Source organism: Lysobacter arseniciresistens ZS79 (assembly GCF_000768335.1).
Lineage (GTDB): Bacteria > Pseudomonadota > Gammaproteobacteria > Xanthomonadales > Xanthomonadaceae > Novilysobacter > Novilysobacter arseniciresistens.
The window spans coordinates 25284-51760 of sequence record NZ_AVPT01000005.1 but is presented as its reverse complement, the minus strand read 5'-3'; the positions used below and the strand labels follow the sequence as shown (position 1 = coordinate 51760).

Genomic DNA, 26477 nt, shown 5'->3' with positions numbered 1-26477 from the left:
CCCGTGGCGACGGCCGCATATCGTGGGGATACGCACCCTCGCGACGCCACGCGGAACCCCCATGACCCTACCGCTGCAACTGGCCGAATCCCGGCTCCTGCTGCCTTCCGGCCTCGACGCCGGCGGCCTCGAACGCACCTTCGGCACCCTGCTCGGGCCGGGCATCGACTTCGGCGACCTGTATTTCCAGCACGCCCGGCGCGAGAGCTGGACGGTCGAGGACGGCATCGTCAAGGACGGCGCCCACTCGATCGAGCAGGGCGTCGGCGTACGCGCCATCAGCGGCGAAAAGACCGGTTTCGCCTATTCGGACGAGATCAATGCGGCCGCGCTCATCGAAGCGTCCAAGTCGGCCCGCGCGATCGCCCGTGACGGCTCGACCGTCACGACCCGTTCGCTGGTGCGCGGCAACGCGCTCGACCTCTATCCCAGCGATGACCCGATCGACTCGCTGCCCAACGAAGCCAAGGTCGAGGCGTTGCGCACGCTGGACCGCCTGCTGCGCGCGGCCGATCCGCGGGTCAAGCAGGTCATGGTCAGCCTGGCGGGCGGGGTCGATACCGTGCTCGTGGCGCGCAGCGACGGCGTGCTTGCCGCCGACGTGCGGCCGCTTGTGCGGCTCAACGTGCAGGTGATCGTCGAGCAGAACGGCCGCCGCGAGAGCGGCTACACCGGCGGCGGTGGGCGCTACAGCTACACCGAGCTGCTCGCCGACGGCAAACCCGAGGCCTGGGCGCGCGAGGCGTTGCGGCAGGCACTGGTCAACCTCGAGGCGGTCGACGCGCCGGCCGGCGTGATGCCGGTGGTGCTCGGCAGCGGCTGGCCCGGCGTGTTGCTGCACGAGGCGGTCGGCCACGGGCTGGAGGGCGACTTCAACCGCAAGGGCACGTCCACCTACGCCGGCCGCATGGGCCAGCGCGTGGCATCGCCGGGCGTGACCATCGTGGACGACGGCACGCTGCCGGGGCGCCGCGGCTCGCTCAACATCGACGACGAAGGCGAGCCGACCCAGTGCACGCCGCTGATCGAGGACGGCGTGCTCACGGGTTACATGCAGGACTCGCTCAACGCCCGCCTGATGGGCATGAAGCCGACCGGCAACGGTCGCCGCGAGTCGTTCGCGCACCTCGTGATGCCGCGCATGACCAACACCTACATGCTCGCCGGCCAGCACGATCCGGAGGAGATGATCCGCTCGGTCAAGAAGGGCCTGTACGCGGTCAACTTCGGTGGCGGCCAGGTCGACATCACGAGCGGCAAGTACGTGTTCTCGGCGACCGAGGCCTACCTGATCGAGGATGGCAAGGTCACCGCGCCGGTCAAGGGCGCGACCCTGATCGGCAACGGCCCGGAGACGATGCAGAAGGTGCGGATGATCGGCCACGACCTCGCGCTGGACGAGGGCGTCGGCGTCTGCGGCAAGGACGGGCAGAGCGTGCCGGTGGGGGTCGGCCAGCCGTCACTGCTGATCGACGGGCTGACGGTGGGCGGCACGCAGGCGTGACCGCCGTGGCCGCCCGGGGCGATGGTTCAGTCGGCGGCGTCTTCGGACGCGTCGTCGACGGGCTGGTCGTCGCCGGTGGCGGCCGGCGCGGCGCCGGCCATCACCAGTTCGCGCAGTTCGCGGAACAGCTCGCGGAACGCCCGCGGCGGCTTGTTGCGCTTGCGTTCCTCCAGCGTGTTGCGCACCAGCTGGCGCAGCGACTGGCGGTCGGCGTCGGGGTACTGCGCGATGAACTCGCCCAGCGCCGCGTCGCCCTCGGCCAGCAGGCGGTCGCGCCAGGCTTCCACCCGGTGCATCGCCGCGACCTCGCGCCGGGCCGCCTCGCCCTTCTCGTCGAGTGCGTCGCGGATCGCCTCCAGCACCTCGTCATCCTCGCGTCGCATCTGCTTGGCGAGGAAGGCCAGCTGACGCTTGTGGGCGATGTGCGAGGTGATGCGGCGGGTCTCGCGGATGTGCGGCAGCAGCGCCTCGGGCACCGGCAGTTTCGCAAGCTGGGCATCGGTCAGCGCGACCAGTTGCTGGCCCAGCGCAAGCACCTCCAGCGCGTCGCGCCGTTGCTGGCTGCGGCTTTCGCCGAGGTACTCGCCGGTTTCTTCGTCGCGTCCGCGCATCGTCGTGTCCGATCCCTTCCGGGCGCCGCCACCGCCGGCGCCAACTTCTCTTGAACGTCCCAGGCCCGGCCTCGGACAACCGCTGCAAGGATAAGCCATTGAATGACATCGCCCCCGCCACAGCGCCCGCCCACGGCGACAGCGAAGCCCGCCTCGACGCGCTTGCCGCGCTGTCGCAGCGCCTGCTCGACAGCGCCCGCGCCGCCGGCGCCGACCAGGCCGAGGTGTCGTGCTCGGAGGACACCGGGCTCAACGTCAACGTGCGCATGGGCGAGGTCGAGACGGTCGAATCCACCCGCGATCGCGGCATCGCCGTCACCGTCTACTTCGGCGGCCGCAAGGGCACCGCGTCGACCGCCGACCTGCGCGAGGAGAGCCTGGTTGCGACCGTCGAGCAGGCCTGCGCGATCGCCCGCCACACCGAGCACGACCCGGCCGCCGGGCTGGCCGACGCGGAACTGATGGCGACCGACATCCGCGAGTTCGACAGCTGGCACCCGTGGGCGGTCGAGGCCGACCACGCGATCGACCTGGCGCTGGCCTGCGAGCAGGCCGGGCGCGACTTCGACCCGCGGCTGGAGAACTCCGACGGCGCCTCGGTCGGCAGCGGCAGCAGCCTGTCGGTGTACGCCAACTCGCATGGCTTCACCGGCCGCGAGCGCAGCACCCAGCACAGCCTCGGGTGCGCGCTGATCGCCGGCCGCGGCGCCGACATGCAGCGCGATGGCTGGTACACCATCGCCCTGTCGGCGGACGAGCTCGAGGCGGCGTCGGCGGTCGGCCGCCGGGCCGCCGAGCGCGCGGTCTCGCGCCTGTCCCCGCGGCAGGTGCCGACCGGCGAGTACCCGGTGCTGTTCTCGGCCGAGGTCGCGCGTTCGCTGATCGGGCATCTGCTGGGCGCGGTGTCCGGCGGCGCGCTGTACCGTCGCGCCAGCTTCCTGCTCGACAGCGCGGGCACGCAGCTGTTCCCCGACTGGTTCGCGATCGACGAGCTGCCGTTCCTGCCGCGCGGCTTCCGCTCGGCCTCGTTCGACGCTGACGGCGTGGCCACGCGCGAGTCGCCGCTGGTCGCCGGCGGCGTGCTGCAGCGCTACATCCTCGGCAGTTACTCCGCGCGCCGCCTGGGCCTGCAGACCACCGGCAACGCCGGCGGCGTGCACAACCTGCAGGTCGCCGCCAACGCCGGCGACTTCCAATCGATGGTGACGGGCATGGGCCGCGGCCTGCTGGTCACCGAGCTGATGGGGCAGGGCGTCAACAGCATCACCGGCGACTACTCGCGCGGCGCGGCCGGGTTCTGGGTGGAGGACGGCGCGGTGCAGTACCCGGTCGACGGCATCACCATCGCCGGCAACCTCAGGAAGATGTTCGCCGCGATCGAGGCGGTCGGCAGCGACGTCGACCCGCGCTCGCACGTGCGCACCGGCTCGATCCTGGTCGGGAATATGACGGTGGCCGGCGAGGGGTAGGCCAACCGGCACCTACAGGCCGCGAAGGCCCGTGCCACAATCCGGTCAGATCCGGTCACCGGTCACCCAGGAGAAGGCACGTGAACCAGAACGAGCACGACCCGTCCGAAAGCCCGTCCACCCCGCCGCCGTTCAACCAGCCGCCGCCGGTCGAGCCCGCCGCCAGCGCCAACGCCAGTGGCATCTCCGCCGAGGAGCGCCAATGGGCCATGTTCGCCCACCTCTCGGCGCTGGTCGGTGGTCTGCTGACCTCCGCCGCTGGCGGCTGGGGCACCTTCATCGGCCCGCTGATCATCTGGCTGGTCAAGAAGGACACCATGCCCTTCGTCAATGACCAGGGCAAAGAGGCGCTGAACTTCAACATCACCGTCGCGATCGTCTGCCTCGCGCTGGTGCTGCTGTCGATCGTCACCCTCGGCGTTGGCCTGATCATCGCGATCCCCGGCTGGGTGATCGTCGGCATCGCGTGGCTGGTGCTGACCATCCTCGCCGCAGTCAAGGCCAACGAGGGTGTTGCCTACCGCTATCCGCTGACGCTGCGGTTGATCAAGTAACGCGGTCATCCCCGCACCGGAGGGTGCGGGGAGCGGCCGGGGCTGGGCTTCGGGCTTCGATGCAGGAGCGACGTGAGTCGCGACTTCTACATCGTCCCGGGCTTTCGGCGGGTCGCGACTTACGTCGCTCCTACGGGTTCACGCCAATTCGGGGTCCGGACTTCACGATCCGGATTCCCACGAACCCGGCAGCCGCGACACTCGCGACCACGGACCCTAGCGGTCGCGCTCCACCGCAAGCCGGCCCAATGCACGCAGGCCGTCCGCGCGGTCGCCGAACGGCGCCAGGGCGTCGGCCATCACCTCCACCAGCTCGTCCAGCCGCCGGCGCGAGGCCGCCATGCCGAGCAGGGCGGGGAAGGTCGCCTTGTCCTGCGCCGCGTCCTTGCCGGCGGTCTTGCCGAGGGTGGCGCTGTCGCCTTCGATATCGAGGATGTCGTCGCGCACCTGGAACGCAAGCCCGAGCGCGTCGGCGTAGCGGTCGAGCGCGGCCAGCGCGCCGTCGTCGGCGCCGCCACACAGCGCACCCATCCGTACCGCGGCGCGGATCAGTGCGCCGGTCTTGAGCGCGTGCAGGCGCTCAAGGTCGGCGACGGTCATGCCGTGGCCGTTGCCGGTGGCGTCGAGGTCGAGCGCCTGGCCGCCGCACATCCCGCCCGCACCGGCGGCGCCGGCCAGCGTGCGCAGCAGTTCGACCTGGATGTCCGCGACGACCGGGGCTTCGGCCAGCACCGCGAATGCCAGCGACTGCAACGCGTCGCCGGCGAGGATCGCGGTGGCCTCGTCGAAGGCGACGTGCACGGTCGGCTGGCCGCGGCGCAGGGCGTCGTCGTCCATCGCGGGCAGGTCGTCGTGGACCAGCGAGTAGGCGTGGACCAGCTCGATCGCAGTGGCCGGGGCGTCGAGCGCCGCCGGTTCGACGTCGAACAGCGCGCCGCTGGCGTGCACGAGCAACGGACGCATGCGCTTGCCGCCGAGCAGCACGGCGTGGCGCATGGCGGCGTGCAGGCGCTGCGGAGCGGTGTCGGCGGCGGGCAGGGCGCGCTCGAGCGCGGCGTCGCTGCGCGCGCGCCAACGGGCCAGCAACGGCTCAGGCATCGGGCGAAGCGGGAGGCTCGAACGGCTGTCCGGCCGCAGGATCCTGCGGGTCGCTGAGCAGGCGCACGCGCAGCTCGGCCTGCTCCAGCGCGGTCTGGCAGCGGCGGTAGAGCCCGACCCCGCGCTCGTACGCGGCCAGCGACTCCTCCAGGCTCATCTCGCCGTGCTCCATCTTCTCGACCAGCTGCTCGAGGGCGTCGAGCGAGGTCTCGAAATCGGCGACCGGCGAGGCTTCGGGTTGGGGTTTGCGAGGCATGCCGCAAGTGTGGGGGGGCGGTGGTGGGCGGGTCAACGCGGGGCGGGGGCCGGCGCCATGCGGCGTCGACGGCCGGTTGGCCGGGGCAGCCGTATTCAGTGCCGGCGCCAGACCAGCGTGAGCTGCCGGGCATCGAGCCGGTCGCGCAGCGCCGCGGAAATGATCCGGTCGCCCGCGGCCAGCACCTCGCCTTCGGCGGACGACAGCAGCGGCAGCCGTGCGCGTTCCCACGGCGGGATGCCGGACTCCTGCAGCACGTGCTTGAGCGAGTGCGAGTGGCTGCGACCCGGCAGGGTGATGCGCTCGCCGCCGCGGCGCGGGTGGACGATCAGGGGTGGAGTGAAGGCGGGGGCGTCGGGAGGAGGCTGTGCGTGGCCGGAGCGCGTGTCGAGTGCCGAGAGTTCGAGAAGGCCTCCACCGGGCAGCGATAGCGGCTCCCGGCCGTCCCAGCGCGCCCCCCAGTCCGCCGGCAGCGGCGGTTGCACCATCTCCGCATGCAACCAGTCCCGCCACGCCCGCACCGATGCGCCGGTCCATTCGAAGGCCGCGTCCGCGTCGCCGCGCGCCGGCAGCACCTCGGATTCGATCCGGGCGATGCCCCCGGCCGGCAGCGGCGGCAAGCCGAGCTCGTCGATCCAGCGCCGGAGCACACGTGCCCGTCGCGCCGACGGCAGCGCGATCAGCGCGGCGCGCGACAGCGACGGCGAGGTCGCCTCCGGGGCCGCGAGCGGCCCCAATCGTGTCGCTGCGGCGGGGGTTCCAAGGCGCGGAGGCGGAGCGGAACCGGTCGCGACCGAAGGCGCGGCGATCATCTCCATCGGCGGCGTGCCAACGGCCAGAGCGCACGCACGCAACGCCCGTGCATCCTCGTCGGCCAGCAAACCGCCCGCCTCCCCGCACAACGCCGCCGACCGCGCCATCGATGCCGCGGCATGCGGCCAGCGCTCGCGCAGCAGCGGCAGGACGCGCTGGCGCAGGAAGTTGCGGTCGAACGACACGTCGGTGTTGGACGGGTCGTCGATCCAGAGCAGGCCGTGTGCGTGCGCGTACCGCTCCAGCGCCGCGCGTGGAACGTGCAGCAACGGCCGCCACAGATGCCCGCGCGCGAACGGCCGCCACGCCGGCATCGCTGCCAGGCCGTCCGGCCCGGATGCCCGCAGCGCCCGCAGCAGGAAGGTCTCGGCCTGGTCATCGAGATGGTGGGCGAGCGCCAGCACCTCGCTGTCGCCCAGTTGCTCCGCGAACGCCGCCCGCCGGGCCTGCCGGGCGGCGCCCTCGATACCGAGCCCGCTGTCGCGCGGCACCGTCACGTGGTGGATGGTCAACGGAACCGACAGCGCCGCGCAGACGTCGCGGCAGTGGGCGGCCCAGTCATCGGCGCGTTCCTGCAGTCCGTGATTGACATGCATTGCGCGCAGGCCGCGTTCGTGCGGCGCGGGCAGGGATGCCAGCAGGTGCAACAGCACGGCCGAGTCGAGGCCGCCGCTGAAGCCCACGCACAGCGGCGCGTCAGGCAGCGGTCCCACCGCGTCTTCGAGCACTGGGGGCACGGTCGGCATGGGCGCGATGGTGCCATGAAGCGCCGGGCGGCCCGGCGTTGCAGCGGTTTCAGCGGGCGCCCGACGCGAGCGCTACTGCGTCGAACTCAGGGCCGCCAGTTGCGCCGGCGCGGCGCCGCGTCGGTGTGGTCGTGCCCGTCGTCTTCGCGGTGCGGCGGCCGCGGCGGCACCAGCAGGCAGCTGGCGGCCACCAGCAGGCAGGCGGCGGTGAGGCCGGCGAAGGCCAGCGCGACCAGCACGTTGTTCGACAGGCTGAGCCAGGTGCCCACCGCGAACAGCGCGCCGACGGCGGCCCAGTACTTGGCGGCGCGGTAGCCGAACATCACGCGGCCTCGTAGGCGCCGTAACCGCGCAGGCGGTCGTAGCGGCGCTGCAGCAGTTCGGCGGTGGGCAGCGCCTCGAGCGCGTCGAGCTCGTTCATCAGCACCGTTTTCAGGCGGGTGGCGACCTGCCGCGGGTTGCGGTGGGCGCCGCCGGTCGGTTCGCGCACCACCTTGTCGACCAGCCCCAGCCCGTGCAGGCGGGTTGCGGTCAGGCCGAGCTGCTCGGCCGCGTCCTTGGCCTTGCCGGCGTCCTTCCACAGGATCGAGGCGCAGCCTTCCGGCGAGATCACCGAGTAGGTGCTGTACTGCAGCATCACCGTGCAGTCGCCCACGCCGATCGCCAGCGCGCCGCCCGAGCCGCCCTCGCCGATCACGGTGCAGATGATCGGCACCTTCAGCTCGGCCATCTCCAGCAGGTTGCGCGCGATCGCCTCGGACTGGCCGCGCTCCTCGGCGCCGATGCCGGGGTAGGCGCCGGGGGTGTCGATGAAGGTCAGGATCGGCAGGTCGAAGCGTTCGGCCAGCTTCATCAGCCGCAGCGCCTTGCGGTAGCCCTCGGGGCGCGGCATGCCGAAGTTGCGGCGGATCTTGCTCTTGGTATCGCGGCCCTTCTCGTGGCCGATGATCACCACGCTGCGCCCGTCGATCCGGCCGAGGCCGCCGACGATCGCGGCGTCGTCGCTGTAGGCGCGGTCGCCGGCCAGCTCCTGGAACTCGTCGCACATCACCCGGATGTAGTCGTTGGTGTGCGGCCGCGCCGGGTGGCGGGCCAGCTGCGAGACCTGCCACGGGGTCAGGTCGCGGAAGATCTGCGCGGTGCGCTTGCGCAGCTTGTCGCGCAGCGCGTGGACCTCGGCGTCGGCGTCCACCGCCGAGCCGTGGCTGGCGTGGCGCAACTCCTGGATCTTGGCTTCCAGGTCGGCGATGGGCTGTTCGAAATCGAGGTAGTTCGGGTTCATGCGGTCGTCCGGGGCAGGCGGGCTGCCGGTCAATCGGGACAGTCTAGCCGACCGCCCGGGGCCGTACCGAGGCGTCCGGCGCGGCCCGCACGCGCCACGGCGGCCGCAACGGGGGCATGCTGTGACCCCCGTCGACCCAGGAGCGTGCCTTGTCCCGCCTGTTCCAGCCCCTCGTCCAGCGTGGCGTCACCTTCCGCAACCGGCTCGCGGTGTCGCCGATGTGCCAGTACTCCGCCCGCGACGGCCTGCCCGACGACTGGCACCTGGTCCACCTGGGCAGCCGCGCGGTCGGCGGCGCCGCCACGGTCATCGCCGAGGCCACCGCGGTGTCGCCGGAGGGCCGGATCTCGCCGGCCGACACCGGGTTGTGGAACGAGTCGCAGACCAACGCCTGGATGCGGATCAACCGGTTCATCGCCGAGCAGGGCGCGGTCCCGGCGGTGCAACTGGCCCACGCGGGGCGCAAGGCCAGCACCGACGCCCCGTGGCGCGGCGGCGGGGCGGTCGGGCCGGAGGACGGCGGATGGACCCCGGTCGCACCGTCGGCGGTCGCGTTCGACGAGCGCTCGCCGGTGCCGGAGGCGCTCGACGCGGCCGGGATCGAGCAGGTGGTCGAGGACTTCGCCGCCGCCACCCGCCGTGCGCTCGACGCCGGCTTCCAGATGGTCGAGATCCACGCCGCCCACGGCTACCTGCTGCACGAGTTCCTGTCGCCGCTGTCCAACCGCCGCACCGACCGCTACGGCGGCGATTTCGAACACCGCATCCGGCTGCTGCTGGAGGTGGTCGACGCGGTCCGCACGGCCTGGCCGGAGCGCCTGCCGCTGTGGCTGCGGATCTCCGCGACCGACTGGGTGGACGGCGGCTGGGACATCGAGCAGAGCCTCGCGCTGGCGGGGCGGCTGAAGGACCGCGGCGTCGACCTGGTCGACGTGTCCAGCGGTGGCAGCGTGCCGAACGCGAAAATCCCGCTGCAGCCGGGTTACCAGGTGCCGTTCGCCTGCCGGATCAGGCGCGAGGCGGGCATCGCCACCGGCGCGGTCGGGCTGCTGACCGACCCGGCCCAGGTCGAGCGCATCGTCGCCGACGGCGAGGCCGACATGGTGCTGCTGGCCCGCGAACTGCTGCGCGACCCGTACTTCCCGCGCCGCGCCGCCCACACGCTCGGCGCCGGGATCACCACGCCGCCGCAGTACGGCCGGGCGTGGTGACGGCGATTCCCGCTTTGGTTAACCGGAGCCTAGGCTCCGCTGCCCGAGCATGCCCGCGTCCTGGTATAGCTGTAGCTGATCAGCACCCAGCCGCCGCCATTCGGGTTGGCGACCCACGTATAGGACCAGCTCTGGGAAGCTCCGCCGCCGCAAGAGGAGATAGTGATCGTATCGCCGTGGCGCCCGGTTGCAGGTAGTGGCACCGGCGGTTGGTTGCCAGGGCTACTTGCTGTCACCCCACTGCCCGGGTGGGATGTTTCGTAGGTGACAACTATCTGGCCGAGTTTTTCAAACTCACCGAGGGGTGTGCCATTGCGATATTCCGCGTGATCGATCAGCCACCCGCGAACCTCGCTCGACTCGCGCGATCCGGCTTGATATGTCGTGCTGACAGAGGATTCGACTTTTACCGACTGCGCGTTGGCGGGAGGCGATGCGGCAAAATAAAGCGAGGCTATTGCACAGAAAATCAGCATTCCTGCACTGTTGACGAGCATTTCCTTCTCCTCGCGATGCCCTATTGGCGCTGTACCCCTATCGGCCCTATGCGGCCTTGTCAAGGTCGCTCGTTCAGGCACCGATCTTGTCACGGAACATGAAATACACCGCGCCCAGCATGCACAGCCCGGCCCACAGGTAGTCCAGCTTCAGCGGCTCCTTCATGTAGAACACCGCGAACGGCACGAACACCGTCAGCGTGATGACCTCCTGCAGGATCTTCAGCTGTCCAAGCGACATCACCGTGTAGCCGATCCGGTTGGCCGGCACCTGCAGCAGGTACTCGAAGAACGCGACGCCCCAGCTGATCAGCGCGGCGATGATCCACGGCTTGCCGCCCAGCTCCTTGAGGTGGGCGTACCAGGCGAAGGTCATGAAGACGTTGCTCAGGGTGAGCAGGCCGATGGTGGTCCAGGTCGCGTGCATGGGCGGGCCGGAACGGGAGCAGGGACGGAGCGGAAATGATGCACCGCTGCCGGGCCGGCGCGCGCACCGGCGGGGGCCTTCCGTACCGATCAGGCCGACGCGTGCGTCCCGGCCGCGCCACGCCGGAACCGCCGTGCGAACCAGTCGCCGACGTCGTGCAGCACCGTGTAGGCCGCCGGCACCACGATCAGGCTGAGCAGGGTCGAGGTGATCAGCCCGCCGATCACCGCCCACGCCATCGGCGCGCGGAAGCTGGAATCGCCGGAGAACCCGAGCGCCAGCGGCATCATCCCGGCGCCCATCGCCAGCGTGGTCATGATCACCGGCCGGGCGCGCTTGCGGCAGGCGTCGATCAGCGCGTCGTGCTGCGACAGCCCGTGTTCGTCCTCGGCCATCACCGCGTAGTCGACCAGCAGGATCGAGTTCTTGGTCGCCACGCCGATCAGCATCAGCAGGCCGATCAGCGCCGAGATCGACAGCATGTTGCCGCTCAGCAGCAGCGCCGCGAACGCACCGCCGGCGGACAGCGGCACCGCGGTGAGGATGGTCAGCGGCTGCACCGGGTGGTTGAACAGCAGCAACAGCACCATGTAGATGCAGACGATGCCGGCGCCCATCGCCAGCGCGAAGCCGGTGAACAGCTCGACGAACACCTCGGCGTCGCCGGTGTTGAGGAAGTCGACGCCGGCCGGCAGCCGGTTGACGCTCGGCAGCTGCTGCACCTCCTGCATCACCTCGCCGAGCGGGCGGCCGTTGAGTTCGGCGGTCAGGGTGATGTTGCGCTGGCGCTTGTAGCGGGAGATCACCGACGGCCCGCTGCCGGCCTCGATGTCGGCCACCGCCGACAGCGGCACCGGCCCCTGGTTGCCGCGCACCTGCAGCTGGCCGACCAGCGCCGGGTCGCGCAGGTCCTCGCGGGCGAAGCCGACCCGGATCGGCACCTGGCGGTCGGGCAGGTTGAGCTTGGCCATGCGCTGGGTGTAGTCGCCGGCGGTGGCGACGCGCGCCGCCTCGGCGATCTGCGCGGTCGACACGCCGAGGTCGGCCGCGCGTGCGGGGTCCGGCTCGATCCGCAGCTCCGGCCGCAACAGCGACGCCGACGAGGAGATGCTGCCCAGCCCCTGCAACGTGCGCAGGTCGCGCTCCACCGCGGCGGCCGCGGCGTGCAGCTTCTCCGGGTCGTCGCCGGCCAGCACCAGCTGCATGCGCCCGCCCGGCTCGGCGCTGATGAAGCTCACGCGCGTGCCGGGCAGGTCGGCCAGCCGCTCGCGCACTTCCTGTTCGAGCTGCTGCTGGCTGCGGTCGCGGTCGTCGGCGTTGCCCCAGTCGATCACCAGCGTCGCCTTGCGCGGGTCGCCGGTGCCGCTCTGGCTCGGGTCGCCGAGGTCGAGCACGCTGCCGACCATGGTGAAGACGCTCTGCAGCTCGGGCATCGATTCCAGCTGGGCGCGGGCCTGCTCGGACACCGCCACCGTCTCCTCCACCGGCGTGCCCGGCGGCAACTCGATGCTGAGGTTGCTGCGGCCGAGGTCGCCGGTCGGGATGAAGGTGGCCGGGATCAGCGGCACCAGGCACAGCGACAGCACGAACAGCGCGAACGCCGCCCACAGCGTGCGGGCGCGGTGGCGCAGGGCGGCGTCGACCCAGCCGAGGTAGCGCTTCATCAGCCGCGACTCGCCGGGGTTGTCGGCGTGCGGCTTGAGCAGGTAGGCGGCCATCATCGGCGTCAGCAGGCGCGCGACCAGCAGCGAGAACAGCACCGCGGTCGCCGCCGTCCAGCCGAACTCGCGGAAGAACTTGCCGGCGATGCCGGGCATGAACGCGACCGGCACGAACACCGCCGCCAGCGTCATCGAGGTGGCGATCACCGCGGTACCGATCTCGTTGGCGGCCTCGCGCGCCGCCTCGCGCGGACTCTTGCCCTGGCCGAGATGGCGAACGATGTTCTCGATCTCCACGATCGCGTCGTCCACCAGGATGCCGACCACCACCGCCAGCGCCAGCAGCGTGATCATGTTGAGCGAGAAGCCGAGCAGGTAAATCACCGCGAAGGTCGGGATGATCGACAGCGGCAGCGCCACCGCGCTGACCCAGGTGGCGCGCCAGTCGCGCAGGAACAGCCACACCACCACCAGCGCCAGCAGCGCGCCCTCCCACAGCATCGTCATCGACGACTCGTAGGAGTTGCGGGTCTCCTGGACCATGTCGCTGACCAGCTCGAACTCGACCCCCGGGTGCGCCGCGGCCAGCTCGTCCAGCGTGGCGCGCACGCCTTCGGAGACGTCCAGCTCGTCGGCGCCGCGGCTGCGCGAGACCGAGAACGCGACGACCGCCTCGCCGTCCAGCAGCGCGGCCTGGGTCGGGTCGGCGGCGCCGTCGGTGATGGTGGCGATCGACGACAGCCGCACCGCGCGGCCGTCGGCCAGGCTGATGGTGTAGTCGCGCAGCTGCTGCACGTCGTCCACCGTGCCGATGGTGCGGATGGTCTGCTGGTTGCCGCCGATCTCGGCGCGGCCGCCGGCCTGTTCCACCTGGATGCGCGCCAGCTGCTGCGACACCTCCGCGGCGGTGACGCCGTATGCCAGCAGCTGCTGCGGGTCCAGGTCGACCCGCACCTGCCGCTCGATACCGCCGATGCGCGACACCCGGGCGACGCCGTCGACGCCGTACAGCGCACGCGACACCTCGCGGTCGACGAACCACGAGCGCTGGTCGGGCGTCATCGACGGCGCCGACACCGCGTAGGTCACCAGCGCGCCGCCGATGTCGACCTTGCCGACCAGCGGCTCCTGGATGTCCTGCGGCAGGTCGGTGCGAACCCGGGTGACCGCGTCGCGGGTCTCGTCCAGTGCGCTGTCGACGTCGACCTCCAGCTCGAACTCGATCATCGTCGTGCTGGTGCCCTCGGTCACGCTGGAGACCACCCGCTTGATGCCGGGGATGGTCGCCACCGAATCCTCGATGCGGCGGGTGACTTCGGTCTCCAATTGCGACGGCGAGGCACCGGGCTGCACCACGGTGACCGTGGTCATCGGGAAGGCGACGTCGGGGAAGCGCGCCACCGGCAGCTGGATGAAGCCCCAGATCCCCGCCACGCACAGCACGATGAACACCAGCACCGCCGGCAGCGGCCGGTCGATCGCCCAGGAGGAGAGGGTGCCGCCGCCGCTCATGGGGCGGGTGCCGGGGTGGCGGGTGTCGCTGCGTCGTCCACCGGTACCACGCGGACCCGGTCGCCGTCGGCGAGGAAGCCGGCGCCGCGCACCACCACCTGCGCGCCGTCGTCCAACCCCGCACGCACCTCGACGAAACCGTTGTCGCGCGCGCCGGGCTCGATCCGCACCATCCGCGCGGTGCCGTCCTCGACCACGAACACGGTCGGGAAGCCGTCGCGCAGCACCACCGCGTCCGCCGGCACCACCGGCACGGTCGCCAGCCCGGTGTTGATCCGGCCTTCCAGGTAGGTGCCCGGTTGCAGGTCGGCCGGCTCCGGCAGGTCGGCGAACACGGTGCCGGTGCGGCTGGCCGCATCGACGCCGGGCGAGACCGCGCGCACGGTGCCGACCACCCGGTCGCCGTCACGGTCGCGCAACTCCACCCGGTCGCCGGGGTTGACGGTGCCCAGGTCGGCCGCCGGCAACTCCGCGCGCCACTCCAGCTCGCCGTCGCGGATCAGACGCAGCAACTCGCTGCCGGCCGCGACCACCTGCCCGGGCTGCACCAGGCGCGCCGAAATGACCCCGTCGGCCGGCGCCCGCAGGGTCGCGAAATCACGCCGCAACTGCGCCGCGTCGCGCGCCGCCCGTGCGGTGCCGACGCGCGCCTCGGCCTGGGTGCGCGCCGCCCGCAGCTCGTCCAGCGAGGCCGCGCTGATGTACTGCCCGCGTGCCAGTTGCTCGCCGCGTGCCAGGTTGGACCGCGCCAGCGCCGCGCCGGCCTCGGCCTCGTTGAGCGCGGCCCGGGCCTGGGCGAGGTCGGAGTCCAGCGTGCGGGCGTCCAGCGTCAGCAGCACGTCGCCGGCGTCGACCACCTCGCCCTCGTCGACGTTGACCGCGGTCACCCGCAGCCCGCTCAGCTCGACCCCGAGCTGCATTTCCTCGACCGCCGTGATCGGCCCCGACGCGGTGACCCCGCTGGCCAGCTCGCGTCGCGTGACCGGCGCCGTGGTGACCGCCATCCCGGCGCTCGCTTCGGTCGCGGCATCGTCGGCGGCGTCATCGCCCCCGCAGGCGGCCAGCGCCAGGCAAAGGCAGGCCAGCGACAGCCAGCGACGGGCGGACACGGGCATGGGCGACTCCGGCGACGGAAAGGCGGCAGTGTACTGAGGGGTTCATTAATTGCTTTTCACGGTTAACGAAAATTTGACAGACAGGCCCGCCCCGCCGATGCTGCGCGCCGCCCACGCACGGGCAAACCCTACCCAAGGAATGACACGCACCATGAAGAAGACCCTGATCCTCTCGTCCGCCCTGGCCCTGGCCGCGATGGCCCCGGCCGCGATGGCCGCCAACGCCGACGGCAGCGCCGGCTACATCCGCGCCGAGATCGGCCAGAGCGATGTCGACGTCGACACCGGCGTCGGTTCGGCGAGCGAGAGCGACACCTCCGCCACGTTCGGCGGCGGCTACTGGTTCAACCCGAACTTCGCCGTCGAAGGCCACGTCGGCACGCTGTACAACGAGTACCTGGGCAACGACCAGGAGCTCGACCTGGTGTCCTTCGGCGCCGGCGTCGCGGCCAAGAAGAACTTCGGCCCGGCCCACACCGGCTTCTTCATCGGCGGCCGCGTCGGCATCACCCGGCTGACCGCGCAGGTCCGCGAGGACAACTTCGACGTCATCGACGACGAGCACTCCACCAAGGCGTACTTCGGCGTCAGCGCCGGCTACGACTTCAACCGCAACTTCGGCGTGTCGCTGAACTTCGACCGTCGCCAGGCCGACTTCCGCGGCGTCGACGTCGATGTCGACACGATCGCGCTGGGCGGCGAGTACCGCTTCTGATCAGCTTCTGATCAAGCGGTAGTTGCTGCAGGACGGCCGCCTCCGGGGCGGCCGTTCTTTTTGGGGGCGCCCGACGGCACGTCGCGGCGGTTTTTCAGCCCGGCGGGTTGTCGCGCTCCACCCGGTTGCGACCGCCGGCCTTGGCCCGGTACAGCGCCCGGTCGGCGCGCTCGACCAGCGCGTTGAAACCGCCATCATCGGCCCGCAGCGTGGCCAGGCCGACGCTGGCCGTGGCCCGCAGCCCGGGGGCGACGTCGTCCAGGTCGATCGCCTGGACCGCCAGGCGCAAGCGCTCGGCGACCTGCGCGGCCGGGGCCGCCTCCGTGCCCGGCAGCACCGCGACGAACTCCTCGCCGCCAAAACGCCCCAGCCGGTCGGAATTGCGCAGCGCGCCCTGGCAGGCGGCGACGACGCGGCGCAGCACCTCGTCGCCGGCGAGGTGGCCGTGCACGTCGTTGACCTGCTTGAAACGGTCGATGTCCAACATCAGCACGCTCATCGCGGTGTCGCCGTCACGCGCGGCGGCGAACAGCGTATTGCCGGCGTGGTCGATCGCGCGGCGGTTGGCGACGCCGGTCAGCGCGTCGGTCGACGCCAGCGAGCGCAGGCGTCGGGTCCGCAGCTGCTGCCGCAGCAACCGCGCCGCCAGCACCAGTACCAGCACGGCGCCGAGCGTCAGCGCGAGCCATTGCCAGCGGCGTGCCCGCACCAGCGCATCGAGCTCCTGCCGCTGCAGTTCGGTGTCGGCCAGCAGCCGCTGGGTGTCGAGTTCGCGGCGGCGGGCGTCGAACCGGTGGCGCATCGCCGTGGCGCGCTGGCGCGCGCTCCCGTCCAGCAACGTGCCCTCCAGCTGGACGAACCGGCGGTACTCGGCCAGTGCGCGGTCCGGCTGGCCGGACGCCTCCAGTGCTTCGGCGCGGGCCGGCAGCAGCATCGCCAGGTAGCGCTCGTTGTCCTGTTGCCGGATCAGGCGCTCGGCCGCTTCGTACTCGCGCAGGGCATCGTCGTTGCGGCCCAGGCCCGCCAGCGCCAGGCCGCGGCGCATCCGCAGCAGGCCGGAGCGACCGGTGTCGGAGGTCCCCGCCAGTTCGCGCTCGGCCTGGTCGAGCGCTTCCAGCGCCGTTGCATGGTGGCCGCGGGCAATCAGCACCCCGGCCAATGCCAGCCGTGCGGCACCGGCCTGGGCGCGTGCCTGCTCGCGGGGGGCCAGGTTGAGGGCCTGTTCGTAGGATTGCTGCGCGCGTGACAGCTGGCCGAGGTCCTCGTACAGGTAGCCCAGCTGCAGCAGCGCGTTGAAGCGGGTGCCCCAGTCGTCGCCCCGGGTGGCCTCGTCCAGCGCCTGTTGAACGTGGGTGCGGGCCTCCTCCAGATCACCCATGCGGCGATAGGCGATGCCCAGGTTGAGCGCGTTCTCGCGGGCGAGCGCATCGTGGCCGGTGGTGCGGTACAGCTGCTGCGCGGTGAGGAAGTCGTTGAGCGCGCGGGCGTGCTCGCCGTCCAGCGAGCGCATGTAGCCGCGGCCGACCAGTCCGTCCGCCACCAGCCGCCAGTCGCGGTTGGCACGGGACATGGCGAGGCCGGCCTCCCAGTCCCCCAGGGTCTGGTCGGGTGGCGCCACGCTCGCGCGGGCATCGGCCCGGCAGTAGAGGAACCGCACCTGGGCGTGGGCGTCCTCCAGCGCACGCGCATCGGCGATCCCGCGGGTCGCCAGCGCGATCGTGGCCTCGGCATCGCCCGGAGCGGCTCCGCAGGCGAGGTAGCGGTAGCGCAGGTCGCGCCGCGGGTCGCCGGGCGGCAGCAGGCGCCGCAGCCGGGCCAGCTGGTCGCGGGCCTGCTCGGGGGCGGCGGCCGTCAACGCGCCCCGTTCGAGACGGGTGGCCAGTGCGTCGAAGGCGTCGGCGTCGGGTTGCGCCGCGTCGCCGTGCGAAGGAAGGAGCGGCCGGGCTGTCGACGCGACGGGCGCGACACTCGCCGTCGCCGTCGCCGCCATCGACGCGGCGGCCAGCAGCGCGGCCAGCAGGCGGAACCGCGGCGTCACTGCGAGGCCTCCGGCGCGGGCCCATCGGCGATCTCGATGCGGTCGCGGCCTGCGGTCTTGGCCCGGTACAGCGCCGCATCGGCGCGGCCGAGGATTTCCTCCAGCGTGCGCTCGCCCGGCAACGCGGCGGCCACGCCGAAGCTGGCGGTGATCGAGAGCCCCGGCGCGACATCCCCCAGGTCGATCGCGCGGGTGGCCTCCAGCAACCGCCGGGCCACCTGTGCGCCCGCGTCGATCCCGGCCCCCGGCAGCACCGCGACGAACTCCTCGCCACCCAGCCGCGCCAGCCGCTCGCCGGCCCGCAGCACGCCGTGCCATGCCGCCACCGCGCGCACCAGCACCTGGTCCCCCGCGGCGTGCCCGTGGCGGTCGTTGACCTGCTTGAAGTGGTCCAGGTCGATCAGCACGACGCACAGCTGCGCATCGCCACCGGCGAGATGCTTGGCCACCCGGTACTGCACCTCGCGACGGTTGATCGCGCCGGTCAGCGGGTCGGTCGAGACCATGCCCCGCAGCCGCAGCAGTCGACGCGCCTGCCGCAGCGCCAGCCATGCGAGCACCAGCGCCAGCATCGCGCCCAGGGCGATCGAGGCGATCCGCCAGGGTTTGCGCTGTCGTTCGGCCGCGGCCAGTCGCTCGGCGCGTGCCTGCTGCTCCCGCAGGCGGGTGTTGCGCAACTCGGTGTAGCGCGCGTCGAACCCCTCGCTCATGGCGAGCACGCGCTGGTGGGTCGCCCGTCCGGCCGACTCCCGGCGCAGCCGGGCGAACGCGCGCAGGTCGGCCAGCGCACCGGTGGCGTCGCCCAGCGCTTCGCGGCTGTCGGCGCGCCACAGGTGCGCCTCCATCACGCTGGCCAGGTCGCCGGCGTCGTGCAGCGCCGGCAGCGCGCGGCCGAGTGACTGCAGCGCCAACCGGTGCTGGCCGAGGCGGGAACGGGCGATGCCGGTCTGCAGATCGAGCAGGTCCTGCGGCGGCGGGCCACCGGTCTGCCGGTAGGCGACGAGCGCGGCCTGCAACTCGTCCAGCGCGTCGCGCGGACGCCCGCGCCGGTTCTGCAGCTCGGCCAGTTGCAGCCGTATGTAGCCGATGCTGGCCGGGCGACCTTCGTTGGTGGCGTACACCAGCGCCTGGCGCAGGTCGGCCTCGGCCTGGTCGAACTCGCCGCGTGCCATGCGGATGCGGCCGCGTTCGTTCAATGCAGAAGCCAGCACCAGCTCGTCGCTGCGTGCCTGGCCAAACTCGACCACCCGGTTGATGTACTCCAGCGCGCGGTCGAGCTCGCCCAGACGGCGGTAGGCCTGGGCGATCGCGAACAGGTTGAAATCGACCTGGAAGGCGACCTGGCCGCGCTCGAACACCTGCTGCGCATCCAGTAGGTCCTGCAGGCCAGCGGCGATGTCGCCGGCGTCCATCCGCAGGTTGCCGCGCCGCACCAGCGCGACCCCCTCGACGTTGAAGTCGCGGCCACGGCGGGCCAGTTGCGCCGCCTGTTCGTACTGCACGGCCGCGGACGCGGCATCGCCGTTGTTGGAGAGGTGGATGCCCAGGCAGGCCCGCAGCGCGGCTTCGGAGGCCTCGTCCCCGGCCGCGCGGGCCGCCTCGGCACTTTCACGGGCGTAGTCCACCGCGCCGGTGGTGCCGTGGTTGAAGCCCACCAGGCAGTGCATATAGCGGTACTGCAGTTGCCGGTGCACGTCACCCGGCGGGATCGCCTGCTCGAGCCTGGCCAGCACGGCGTAGGTTTGTGCGTAGGAGTCGAGCGGGAAGGCGCCGTCGTCGATGTCCCAGAACAGCTTGTCGAACGCGGCTTGGGCCGGGGTGATCTCCGGGTGCACCGGCGGCTGGCCCGGCACGTTCTCGTGGGCCTGGCCGGGCAGGGCCAGGAAAGCCGCCAGCAGCGCGCACATCGCCGCCCCGATGCGTCGGCGCATCGACGGTGGCGTGTCGGCATTGGCGTGGATGCTGTCGATACGGGCGTTAACGGCGGTCCGGCCGGAAACCTTAACCGTTCACAGAAGCTGCGGGTTCAACTGCCAGGTCGCGTAGTTGAGCGCGCCGGCGAACGTCACCCACGCCCAGTAGGGCAACAGCAGCGCACCGGCCAGCGGGCGGATCTGCCAGAACGCCATCACCGTGGCGCCGACCAGCACCCACATCAGCACCAGGTCGGCCAGCGCGGCGCCTCCCATGTGCCAGCCGAAGAACAGCCAGCTCCACAGCGCGTTGACCACCAGCTGCGCCAGGTACAGCGTCAACGCCGTGCGCGCCGCGGCAAAGCTGCCGGCGCGGCGCCAGACCAGCCACGCGGCGATCGCCATCAGCACGTACAGCACGGTCCAGACCGGACCGAACACGTCGGCCGGCGGCGCCCAGCCGGGCCGTACCAGTTGCTGGTAGAAGTCGCCGGCCCGCATCGAGGCGGCACTGCCGATGCCGGCGGCGACGAATGTCACCAGCAGCCAGACGATGAGGCCCTTGAAGGCACGGGCGCGGTCGTGAGCTGTCATGGGCATGGTCTTGGGAGGTAGGGGTTTCCGCCAGCGTGGCGGGCGCGGCGGCAAGACGGCGTCATTTACGCGAGGTGCGTGCTTTTTGCAGGCGACGGCCGAGCGCACCCAACGCACCCGGGTCGGTGACCGCCGCGACCCGGGCAAGCCCGAGTGCCTCGGCCAGGTAACGCGCGTTGGCACCGCCGACCCAGACCGGCATCCCCGGCGGCAGCAGGCCGTCGAGCTCGCGCAACCCGGCCAGCGCCTCCCGCGCCTGGCCAGGGTCGACCGAGCTGATTGCCACCGCGGCCGCGCCCAGCCGGGTGGCGACCCGCGCCAGCTCCGCCGACGGCAGCCCGGTGCCCAGGTACAGCACCGGCAGCCCCGCCTCGTGCGCGTGCAGCGCCGCGCCGAGCAGCCCGAGCTCGTGCGGCTCGCCGGGTAGGGTGGCGAACAGCACCCGCGGCTCGTGCCCGCGCGGGTGCTGGTTCAGCACCGACAGCAGCCGGGCCCGCAGCAGGCTGCTGACCAGCCGCTCCTGCGCGATCGCCAGCCGTCCGTCGGCCCAGCGCACGCCGACCTCGCGCAGCAGCGGGGCGACCACGCGCGCGACCAGTACCGACACCGGCAGCGTCGCGATCGCCACCGACAGGTCGCGGTCGAACACGTCGACCTGGTAGTCGGCGATGGCGTCGAGCATCCGTGCCGGCAGCTCCTCCACGCCGCCGTAGCCGGTCTGGCGGCTTTCCTCCAGCAGGTCGTCGAGCGCGGCGTCGTCGAGCCCTGCGAGGTCGCGGATCGGATGGCCGCGGCCGGTCAACCGGTGCAGCCGGGCCAGCCGCTCGATCATCGCGGCGTCGTACATTCGGCGCCCCTTGCCGTCGCGGTGCGGCACCACCGCGGCATGGCGGCGCTCCCACGCACGCAGGGTTTCGGGAGTGAGCCCGCTCAGTTCGGCGGCGGCCTTGACGGGGAACATGCGAAGCAATGTACAACAAGCGTACAACTACAGTTTGTACAAACGGCTAACGGGAGCCGGGCAAAGCTGGCGCCGTCCCTCCCAACAGGCACGCCGCCATGAACCACCGCAATGCATCCCTCCGCACCCTCGTCGTCGCACTGGCACTCGGGCTCGCCGTGCCGCTGGCCCACGCCGGCCACCATGAGGGCGACCATGCCAAGGCCGCCCAGGCCAAGGGCGACATCGTCGACACCGCCGTTGCCGCCGGCCAGTTCAACACCCTCGCCGCGGCGCTGACCGCCGCCGGGCTGGTCGACACGCTGAAGGGCAACGGTCCGTTCACCGTGTTCGCGCCGACCGACGAGGCCTTCGCGGCGCTGCCCGCCGGCACCGTCGAAGAGCTGCTCAAGCCCGCGAACAAGGACAAGCTGGTCGCGATCCTGACCTACCACGTGGTCCCCGGCCGCTACCCCGCCAGCCGCGTCGGCGGGCTGGACGAGGCCACCACCGTCAACGGCGATGCGGTGGACATCGTCGCCGCCGACGGCGCGGTGATGGTCGACGGTGCCAACGTGGTGATGGCCGACGTCAAGGCCACCAACGGCGTCATCCACGTGATCGACAAGGTCCTGATGCCGGGCGGCTGACGCCCACGCCTCGCGCACGGGCCGGCCACCCCTTCGATACCCATCGCCGGCCGGACCGTCGCCGCGCAGCCCGCCGCGCTCCTCGGCGGGCTGCGCACCTGTACCCCCTTGCAACCCTTCACCGGAGACCCACCATGAAAACGCTCAACGTCATCACCCTCGTGCTCGTCATCGTCGGCGGCATCAACTGGGGGCTGGTCGGCATCGCCCAGTTCGACCTCGTCGCCGCGATCTTCGGCGGGCAGGACGCCCTGCTGGCGCGCGTCGTCTACATCCTGGCCGGCCTGTCGGCGCTGTACCAGATCGTCCCGCTGCTCAGTGGCGGTACCGCCGCGCCGTCGCGTGCCGAAGTCCGCCGCTGATGCGCGCCCGGCCCCCGTATCGGTGATCCGGTGACGCCTGCCATCGTCTGGTTCCGCAACGACCTGCGGTTGCGAGACCACCCGGCCTTGCAGGCCGCGCTCAAGTCCGGCATGGCACCGCTGCCGGTCTACATCCACGCCCCGCATGAAGAAGGGGCGTGGAAGCCCGGCGCGGCATCGGACGCATGGCGGCACCGGTCACTGGCGGCGCTGGACGCGGACCTGCGGTCGCGGGGTTCGCGTCTTCACGTGTTCGCCGGTGACAGCCTCCAGACGCTGCAGGCCATCGCCGCCGCCACCGGCGCCGCCGCCGTCTTCTGGCATCGCCGGCACGAGCCTTGCGTGGATGAGCGCGACGCCGCGATCCGGCGCACCCTGCACCGCGGCGGCCTGCGTGCCGAGGCCCACAACGGAAGCCTGCTGTTCGAACCCTGGCAGGTGGCGACGCGCAACGACGCCCCGTTCCGTGTATTCACCCCGTTCTGGAAAGCCGCGCTGGCCGCCTGGCCGCGGCACACGCTGAACGAGGCCCCGCCGTCGCTTCCCGCGTTCGAGCGGCTGCCCGGGGAGGCGCTGCTTGGCCATCTCGGCCTGCAACCCGATCCGCGCTGGGACACCGGGTTCTGGGACGCCTGGAGGCCCGGCGAACAGGGCGCCGCCGACGCCCTCGGCACGTTTGCCCAGCGTGCGCTGCACGACTACCGCGATGGCCGCGACCGCCCCGACCAGCCGCTCACCTCGGGGCTGTCGCCGCACCTGCATTTCGGCGAGATCGCACCGTGGCGCGTGGTCGCCGAGCTGGCGTCGATCGAACCGGCCGACCAGCGCTTCGCCTACGTGCGCGAACTGGGCTGGCGCGAGTTCGCGCACCACGTGCTGCACCACTTCCCCCACACCACCGACGCCAACTTCAACCCGCGCTTCGATGATTTCGACTGGGCCGAGCCGGACCCCGACACATTGCGCGCGTGGAAGTTCGGGCGCACCGGCGTACCGATCGTCGATGCCGGCATGCGCCAGCTCACGGCCACCGGCTGGATCCACAACCGCGTGCGGATGGTGGTCGCCAGCTACCTGACCAAGCACCTGCGCGTGCACTGGCACCACGGCGCGCGCTGGTTCTGGGACCGGCTGGTGGATGCCGACCTCGCCAACAATACGCTGGGCTGGCAGTGGGTGGCCGGTACCGGCGTCGATGCCGCGCCGTACTTCCGCGTGTTCAATCCGGTGCTGCAGGCACGCAGGTTCGACCCCGACGGCGCCTACATCGCGCAGTGGGTGCCGGAGCTGCGCGGCGTGCCGGCGGCGGCGCGCCATGCGCCTTGGGAAGTTCCGCGCGCGCTGGGCGACATCGGCCGCTACCCGCCGCAGCCGGTGGTGGACCTCGCGGAGGGGCGGCGCGGCGCGCTGGACGCGCTGGCGCGGTTGAAACCCATCTAGTCGGCCGCTTCCGGCGCCGACAGGCTCTTGCTGTACATCCCCGAGCGGTCGAAACAGCAGGCGCGGCGCTGGCCCTTGCCGAGCTTGTCGCAGGCCACCTCGATGCGGCGTACGCGGGTCTCCTCGCGCTTGCCCGAAGTGACCCAGTGAACCCAGTCGCGGCGCGCCACCGGGGTGATGTCGTCCCACGTCGCCTTCGCGGCCGGCGCGGCGGCCAGCGCCTTGCGCACGTCGGCCGGCACCTCGGGTTCGGGCTCCTCCGCGGCCGGGCGGATCGCCAGCGCGACCTCGTCGCCCGGCTCGGCGCCGGCCTTGCCGCGCAACTCGCGGCTCACCTTCAGCCAGTGGCTGCCGTTGCCGTCCGGCTCCAGCGTGGCGGCGAAGGGCTGGTCGTTGAGCGTGCCCTCCACGCTGGTCATCGAGCGCGTCGGCAGCCTCGCGCTGGCCGACTTCGGCAGGACCAGGAAGCTCCACGTGCCGCCCTTCTCCGGCCGGGCGGGGCGGTGGAGTCTGGCGGTGAAACGGATGGTGGACGTGGTCATCGGGCACCCGCCTCGATCATCTTCCAGCCGTTGCCGGACGGGTCGCGGAAGCCCGCGTCCACCGTGCCATAGCGTTCCACCGGCTCCTGGGTGAACTCGACGCCGCGCGCACTCAGCCGTTCGTAGGCGGCGCGGCAGTCATCCACCATCAGCACCAGCGGCGGCATGGCGCCCTTCGCGACTGCCTCGCACAGCGCCTGCGCGGTGGCCGCGTCGTGCAGCGGCGGACCCGGCGCGAACAGCCCGAGCTGGAACGAGGGCTGCTCCGGATGCTGCACCGTCAGCCAGCGGTAATTGCCGTTGCGGGCATCCGTGTGGACGCGGAAGCCCAGCTTGTCGACGTAGAACCCGAGGGCTTCGTCCTGGTCCCGGACATACAGACCGGCGACACCGACACCTTGAGTCATGGAACCTCCGTTGTTTGGCGCTTCTTTATGCCAATCCCCTCGCCGCGGCGCTTCTCCGAAACTGCGGTCCTGAGGTCGGGCCGGTGCGCCGCCCGCACCATGCACTCGGGAGCGCGTCCGGCGTCATGCGCCGCGGGCCGCTCGCGGGAGCGCGGCTCGCCGGGGCTTTCGCCGGTGATGTCGCGGAACACGCGCCCGAACGTGCCCAGACTATTCCACCCGGTGCGATACGCCACCTCGGTGACGGGCAGGTCGGTATCGCGCAGCAGGGCGATGGCGCGCTCGATGCGGCGCGTCAGCAGGTAGCGGTGGGGCGGCGTGCCGAACGCCTTGCGGAACCCGCGCGCGAAGTGGGCCTCCGACACCGCGCTCACCTGCGCCAGCCTCGCGACGGGCCACTCCTCGTGCGGCGCGGCGTCCATCCGGTCCTTCGCGCGCAGCAGCCGGCGCAGCAGTTCGGGGCTCTGCGGCATGTCAGTGGCTCGCCCGGCCGCCTTCGATCGGATCGTCCACCGGGTGGGCCGCCCCGTCCGTCATCGCCGCGCGGTGCTGCCCTTGCACCACATCGGGGTCAGCGCCGTGACCTGCGGCGGGCCTTGCAGGAGGGGCTCGACGTCTTTCAGGTACGCCGCGTAGCTGTCCGCTTCCAGGAACTCCTGCGAGGCCTCCGCACTGACGTACTGCTGGAACGCGCTGATCGAGTCCGGGTCGGCGTTGTCGAAGCAGTAGAAGTAGGCAAGGTGCCCCGGGTTGGCCGCCACGGCGGGCGCCATGTGCTTTTCCCACACCTTGCGGACTTCGTCCCGCTTCCCGGGCCGGGTGGTGTGCTTGACGATCAGTGCAAAGGTCATGGGGACTCCTTGTGTAGTGGGGGTGGGTTTTGGAACCGACTCCGGCGTTCCGCCGTCCAGGCGCTCGCCGCGACCATACGGACCCTGCACGTCGCCCCGGATCCAGTCGCCCAGCAGGCGCAGGTAGCCGCGGGTGATCCGCGTGGCCTCGCGGGTGCCGTCGGGCTGCACGGTGTACTCGTACATGCCGTGGTCGGTGTCGGGGAACAGGTACAGGTCGACCGGGCGGCCGGCGTCGATCAGCGTGGCGAGCGGTCATGCGGCAGGGCCCCGGGTTGGCCGGTTTTTCCGCGGCCTGGCGGGCCTGGGCGGCGGCATGAGGTCGGCGGTTGCGGCAATGAGCCGGCGCAGCGCGTCGGTGTCGTCCAGCAGCTCGTCGGCGACCGGGTAGTCCTTCGCGCCGGGGTAGGGCGGCCGCCGGGGCAGGTCCGGCGCGAGCGTCGCCGCCGCCGCGGACGGCTTGATGAACAGGCTGTTGTCGCAGGCGAAGCCGACCACCTTGCCGTCCAGGTAAAGCGCGTACTCGCCGAACATCTTCTTCGACGTCAGGCGGCTGCCGAGGCCGGCCTGTTCGGTGACGTAATCGATGAAGTCGCGGTCGGTTGCCATGGTTGTCTCCGCGGGTGAAGTCAGGCCACCAGCCGTGACAGCTTGTAGCTCTCGCCGTCACCGGCCACCACGCGGATCGGGTGGTGGCGGGCCCGGGATATGAGCTCCGACGCGGACAGTGCGGCGTCAGCCAGATCGACGGTTGCCCGTGGAAGGTCGTCGGTCGGGATCGCCTGCCGCTTGTGCGGCTCCTCGATGATCTGCTTGTTGGTGATATCCACGCGGCCGGCCATCAGCAGGCGCATGTCCTGGATCAGGTGGGCGGCGAGCTGGTCGTCGGAGATATCGCTGCCGGGAATGTCCAGGCGGAAGTCCTGTGCGGACAAACTGCCGCCATTGGTGAAGTGGACGACGAAGTCGAATTTGACGCGGTGTGCGGTCATGGATTCCGGGCGGTCTGGCGGCCAAATCAGCGGCGTTGCCGCAGCGTCCGGCAATCGGCGCGCGCTGCCAAGTGCGCGCGGCGGGCCGGTGAATCCCGCCAGCGGCGCAGCGACGGGGTCGAGGAGGCCGGCGACGAGGTCGCGGACCTCGCGGGTGAGGTTGCGGAGGTGGCTGGCGGGGTGCCGGACCCGGGGCGTGAGGTCCGCGACCTCGTCCGTGGGGTGCCGGACCTCGGTCGTCAGGTTGCGCACCTCGTGCGTGAGGTTGTGGACCTCG

The 26477-nt window shown here is 71.8% G+C and carries 28 protein-coding genes; 8 read left to right on the top strand and 20 right to left on the bottom strand.

Annotated elements, in window-relative coordinates:
• Positions 1-61: 61 nt before the first annotated feature.
• Entirely contained in the window at positions 62-1504 is a 1443-nt protein-coding gene (gene tldD, locus N799_RS04295) for a metalloprotease TldD (RefSeq protein ID WP_036208416.1), read from the top strand.
• A 26-nt stretch (positions 1505-1530) separates the two neighbouring features.
• Here the strand turns inward: tldD and yjgA are convergent, their stop codons facing one another.
• On the bottom strand, positions 1531-2115 hold the full coding sequence (yjgA, locus tag N799_RS04290) for a ribosome biogenesis factor YjgA (protein ID WP_036208414.1): 585 nt from the start codon (positions 2113-2115) through the stop codon (positions 1531-1533).
• 98 nt (positions 2116-2213) lie between these two features.
• On the opposite strand from yjgA, the gene pmbA reads away from it, so the two are divergent.
• Positions 2214-3584, top strand: a complete 1371-nt coding sequence (gene pmbA / locus N799_RS04285) for a metalloprotease PmbA (RefSeq protein WP_036208412.1) — start codon at positions 2214-2216, stop codon at positions 3582-3584.
• An 80-nt stretch (positions 3585-3664) separates the two neighbouring features.
• Positions 3665-4138, top strand: coding sequence for a DUF4870 domain-containing protein (locus tag N799_RS04280; RefSeq protein ID WP_052101205.1), 474 nt, complete (start codon positions 3665-3667; stop codon positions 4136-4138).
• 216 nt (positions 4139-4354) lie between these two features.
• On the opposite strand, the gene N799_RS04275 is transcribed toward N799_RS04280, so the two are convergent.
• The 5 genes from N799_RS04275 to N799_RS04255 all read right to left on the bottom strand — a co-directional run bounded on the left by N799_RS04275 (position 4355) and on the right by N799_RS04255 (position 8333).
• Positions 4355-5236 (bottom strand): polyprenyl synthetase family protein, encoded by an 882-nt coding sequence (locus tag N799_RS04275; RefSeq protein WP_036208410.1) that lies wholly within the window; start codon positions 5234-5236, stop codon positions 4355-4357.
• Complete coding sequence (locus N799_RS04270) at positions 5229-5492, bottom strand: exodeoxyribonuclease VII small subunit (RefSeq protein ID WP_036208407.1); 264 nt, start codon at positions 5490-5492, stop codon at positions 5229-5231. The genes N799_RS04275 and N799_RS04270 overlap by 8 nt, the downstream gene beginning before the upstream one ends.
• A gap of 95 nt (positions 5493-5587) precedes the next feature.
• Entirely contained in the window at positions 5588-7051 is a 1464-nt protein-coding gene (gene tilS, locus N799_RS04265) for a tRNA lysidine(34) synthetase TilS (protein WP_036208404.1), read from the bottom strand.
• Positions 7052-7137: 86 nt separating this feature from the next.
• On the bottom strand, positions 7138-7374 hold the full coding sequence (locus N799_RS04260) for a hypothetical protein (protein WP_036208400.1): 237 nt from the start codon (positions 7372-7374) through the stop codon (positions 7138-7140).
• A complete protein-coding gene (locus N799_RS04255; RefSeq protein ID WP_036208397.1) occupies positions 7374-8333 on the bottom strand; it encodes an acetyl-CoA carboxylase carboxyltransferase subunit alpha in 960 nt (319 codons plus the stop codon). The genes N799_RS04260 and N799_RS04255 overlap by 1 nt, the downstream gene beginning before the upstream one ends.
• Before the next feature lie 149 nt (positions 8334-8482).
• On the opposite strand from N799_RS04255, the gene N799_RS04250 reads away from it, so the two are divergent.
• Positions 8483-9544: an NADH:flavin oxidoreductase/NADH oxidase gene (locus N799_RS04250; protein WP_036208395.1), complete on the top strand. Its 1062-nt coding sequence runs from the start codon at positions 8483-8485 to the stop codon at positions 9542-9544.
• Positions 9545-9573: 29 nt separating this feature from the next.
• Here N799_RS04250 and N799_RS15165 read toward each other — a convergent pair whose 3' ends face one another.
• The 4 genes from N799_RS15165 to N799_RS04235 form a co-directional block, all read right to left on the bottom strand.
• Positions 9574-10041, bottom strand: coding sequence for a hypothetical protein (locus N799_RS15165; RefSeq protein WP_152597807.1), 468 nt, complete (start codon positions 10039-10041; stop codon positions 9574-9576).
• Between the two features lie 73 nt (positions 10042-10114).
• The gene (locus N799_RS04245; RefSeq protein ID WP_036208392.1) at positions 10115-10468 is read right to left on the bottom strand and encodes a DMT family protein; all 354 of its coding nucleotides are present in this window, start codon (positions 10466-10468) and stop codon (positions 10115-10117) included.
• 89 nt (positions 10469-10557) lie between these two features.
• Positions 10558-13641, bottom strand: coding sequence for an efflux RND transporter permease subunit (locus N799_RS04240; protein WP_036208389.1), 3084 nt, complete (start codon positions 13639-13641; stop codon positions 10558-10560).
• Positions 13638-14756, bottom strand: a complete 1119-nt coding sequence (locus tag N799_RS04235; RefSeq protein WP_036208386.1) for an efflux RND transporter periplasmic adaptor subunit — start codon at positions 14754-14756, stop codon at positions 13638-13640. The genes N799_RS04240 and N799_RS04235 overlap by 4 nt, the downstream gene beginning before the upstream one ends.
• 151 nt (positions 14757-14907) lie before the next feature.
• Between N799_RS04235 and N799_RS04230 the strand changes: the two genes are divergently transcribed.
• On the top strand, positions 14908-15471 hold the full coding sequence (locus N799_RS04230) for an outer membrane beta-barrel protein (protein ID WP_036208384.1): 564 nt from the start codon (positions 14908-14910) through the stop codon (positions 15469-15471).
• Between the two features lie 94 nt (positions 15472-15565).
• Here N799_RS04230 and N799_RS04225 read toward each other — a convergent pair whose 3' ends face one another.
• From N799_RS04225 to N799_RS04210, 4 genes are all read right to left on the bottom strand, one after another.
• Entirely contained in the window at positions 15566-17509 is a 1944-nt protein-coding gene (locus N799_RS04225) for a tetratricopeptide repeat-containing diguanylate cyclase (protein ID WP_052101203.1), read from the bottom strand.
• The gene (locus tag N799_RS04220) at positions 17506-19440 is read right to left on the bottom strand and encodes a GGDEF domain-containing protein (RefSeq protein ID WP_036208382.1); all 1935 of its coding nucleotides are present in this window, start codon (positions 19438-19440) and stop codon (positions 17506-17508) included. The genes N799_RS04225 and N799_RS04220 overlap by 4 nt, the downstream gene beginning before the upstream one ends.
• Before the next feature lie 78 nt (positions 19441-19518).
• A complete protein-coding gene (locus N799_RS04215; protein WP_425476950.1) occupies positions 19519-20022 on the bottom strand; it encodes a TspO/MBR family protein in 504 nt (167 codons plus the stop codon).
• Positions 20023-20077: 55 nt separating this feature from the next.
• The gene (locus N799_RS04210) at positions 20078-20977 is read right to left on the bottom strand and encodes a MerR family transcriptional regulator (RefSeq protein ID WP_036208378.1); all 900 of its coding nucleotides are present in this window, start codon (positions 20975-20977) and stop codon (positions 20078-20080) included.
• 98 nt (positions 20978-21075) lie between these two features.
• Between N799_RS04210 and N799_RS04205 the strand changes: the two genes are divergently transcribed.
• The 3 genes from N799_RS04205 to N799_RS04195 all read left to right on the top strand — a co-directional run bounded on the left by N799_RS04205 (position 21076) and on the right by N799_RS04195 (position 23408).
• The gene (locus N799_RS04205) at positions 21076-21606 is read left to right on the top strand and encodes a fasciclin domain-containing protein (RefSeq protein WP_036208374.1); all 531 of its coding nucleotides are present in this window, start codon (positions 21076-21078) and stop codon (positions 21604-21606) included.
• Between the two features lie 134 nt (positions 21607-21740).
• Positions 21741-21968: a DUF378 domain-containing protein gene (locus tag N799_RS04200; protein ID WP_052101201.1), complete on the top strand. Its 228-nt coding sequence runs from the start codon at positions 21741-21743 to the stop codon at positions 21966-21968.
• 30 nt (positions 21969-21998) lie between these two features.
• Positions 21999-23408, top strand: coding sequence for a cryptochrome/photolyase family protein (locus N799_RS04195; protein WP_036208372.1), 1410 nt, complete (start codon positions 21999-22001; stop codon positions 23406-23408).
• Here N799_RS04195 and N799_RS04190 read toward each other — a convergent pair.
• From N799_RS04190 to N799_RS15785, 6 genes are all read right to left on the bottom strand, one after another.
• Positions 23405-23950 (bottom strand): YdeI/OmpD-associated family protein, encoded by a 546-nt coding sequence (locus N799_RS04190; protein ID WP_036208370.1) that lies wholly within the window; start codon positions 23948-23950, stop codon positions 23405-23407. The two genes, N799_RS04195 and N799_RS04190, sit on opposite strands and share 4 nt — an antisense overlap.
• Positions 23947-24357, bottom strand: coding sequence for a VOC family protein (locus tag N799_RS04185; protein WP_036208368.1), 411 nt, complete (start codon positions 24355-24357; stop codon positions 23947-23949). Before N799_RS04185 ends, N799_RS04190 begins: the two co-directional genes overlap by 4 nt.
• Positions 24354-24830, bottom strand: a complete 477-nt coding sequence (locus tag N799_RS04180) for a helix-turn-helix domain-containing protein (protein ID WP_036208365.1) — start codon at positions 24828-24830, stop codon at positions 24354-24356. The genes N799_RS04185 and N799_RS04180 overlap by 4 nt, the downstream gene beginning before the upstream one ends.
• Positions 24831-24890: 60 nt before the next feature.
• Positions 24891-25394, bottom strand: coding sequence for a putative quinol monooxygenase (locus N799_RS15790; RefSeq protein WP_203225023.1), 504 nt, complete (start codon positions 25392-25394; stop codon positions 24891-24893).
• Between the two features lie 69 nt (positions 25395-25463).
• Positions 25464-25817, bottom strand: a complete 354-nt coding sequence (locus tag N799_RS04170; protein ID WP_036208362.1) for a TfoX/Sxy family protein — start codon at positions 25815-25817, stop codon at positions 25464-25466.
• Between the two features lie 20 nt (positions 25818-25837).
• A complete protein-coding gene (locus N799_RS15785; protein WP_203225022.1) occupies positions 25838-26452 on the bottom strand; it encodes a hypothetical protein in 615 nt (204 codons plus the stop codon).
• Between the last annotated feature and the right edge of the window lie 25 nt (positions 26453-26477).

Bases quoted from the DNA above. Each gene is read 5' to 3' on its own strand.
- tldD (WP_036208416.1), top strand. From the start codon at position 62: ATGACCCTACCGCTGCAACTGGCCGAATCCCGGCTCCTGCTGCCTTCC.
- yjgA (WP_036208414.1), bottom strand. From the start codon at position 2,115: ATGCGCGGACGCGACGAAGAAACCGGCGAGTACCTCGGCGAAAGCCGC.
- N799_RS04275 (WP_036208410.1), bottom strand. From the start codon at position 5,236: ATGCCTGAGCCGTTGCTGGCCCGTTGGCGCGCGCGCAGCGACGCCGCG.
- N799_RS04270 (WP_036208407.1), bottom strand. From the start codon at position 5,492: ATGCCTCGCAAACCCCAACCCGAAGCCTCGCCGGTCGCCGATTTCGAG.
- tilS (WP_036208404.1), bottom strand. From the start codon at position 7,051: ATGCCGACCGTGCCCCCAGTGCTCGAAGACGCGGTGGGACCGCTGCCT.
- N799_RS04260 (WP_036208400.1), bottom strand. From the start codon at position 7,374: ATGTTCGGCTACCGCGCCGCCAAGTACTGGGCCGCCGTCGGCGCGCTG.
- N799_RS04255 (WP_036208397.1), bottom strand. From the start codon at position 8,333: ATGAACCCGAACTACCTCGATTTCGAACAGCCCATCGCCGACCTGGAA.
- N799_RS15165 (WP_152597807.1), bottom strand. From the start codon at position 10,041: ATGCTCGTCAACAGTGCAGGAATGCTGATTTTCTGTGCAATAGCCTCG.
- N799_RS04245 (WP_036208392.1), bottom strand. From the start codon at position 10,468: ATGCACGCGACCTGGACCACCATCGGCCTGCTCACCCTGAGCAACGTC.
- N799_RS04240 (WP_036208389.1), bottom strand. From the start codon at position 13,641: ATGAGCGGCGGCGGCACCCTCTCCTCCTGGGCGATCGACCGGCCGCTG.
- N799_RS04235 (WP_036208386.1), bottom strand. From the start codon at position 14,756: ATGCCCGTGTCCGCCCGTCGCTGGCTGTCGCTGGCCTGCCTTTGCCTG.
- N799_RS04230 (WP_036208384.1), top strand. From the start codon at position 14,908: ATGAAGAAGACCCTGATCCTCTCGTCCGCCCTGGCCCTGGCCGCGATG.
- N799_RS04220 (WP_036208382.1), bottom strand. From the start codon at position 19,440: ATGCGCCGACGCATCGGGGCGGCGATGTGCGCGCTGCTGGCGGCTTTC.
- N799_RS04215 (WP_425476950.1), bottom strand. From the start codon at position 20,022: ATGCCCATGACAGCTCACGACCGCGCCCGTGCCTTCAAGGGCCTCATC.
- N799_RS04210 (WP_036208378.1), bottom strand. From the start codon at position 20,977: ATGTTCCCCGTCAAGGCCGCCGCCGAACTGAGCGGGCTCACTCCCGAA.
- N799_RS04205 (WP_036208374.1), top strand. From the start codon at position 21,076: ATGAACCACCGCAATGCATCCCTCCGCACCCTCGTCGTCGCACTGGCA.
- N799_RS04200 (WP_052101201.1), top strand. From the start codon at position 21,741: ATGAAAACGCTCAACGTCATCACCCTCGTGCTCGTCATCGTCGGCGGC.
- N799_RS04190 (WP_036208370.1), bottom strand. From the start codon at position 23,950: ATGACCACGTCCACCATCCGTTTCACCGCCAGACTCCACCGCCCCGCC.
- N799_RS04185 (WP_036208368.1), bottom strand. From the start codon at position 24,357: ATGACTCAAGGTGTCGGTGTCGCCGGTCTGTATGTCCGGGACCAGGAC.
- N799_RS04180 (WP_036208365.1), bottom strand. From the start codon at position 24,830: ATGCCGCAGAGCCCCGAACTGCTGCGCCGGCTGCTGCGCGCGAAGGAC.
- N799_RS15790 (WP_203225023.1), bottom strand. From the start codon at position 25,394: ATGTACGAGTACACCGTGCAGCCCGACGGCACCCGCGAGGCCACGCGG.
- N799_RS04170 (WP_036208362.1), bottom strand. From the start codon at position 25,817: ATGGCAACCGACCGCGACTTCATCGATTACGTCACCGAACAGGCCGGC.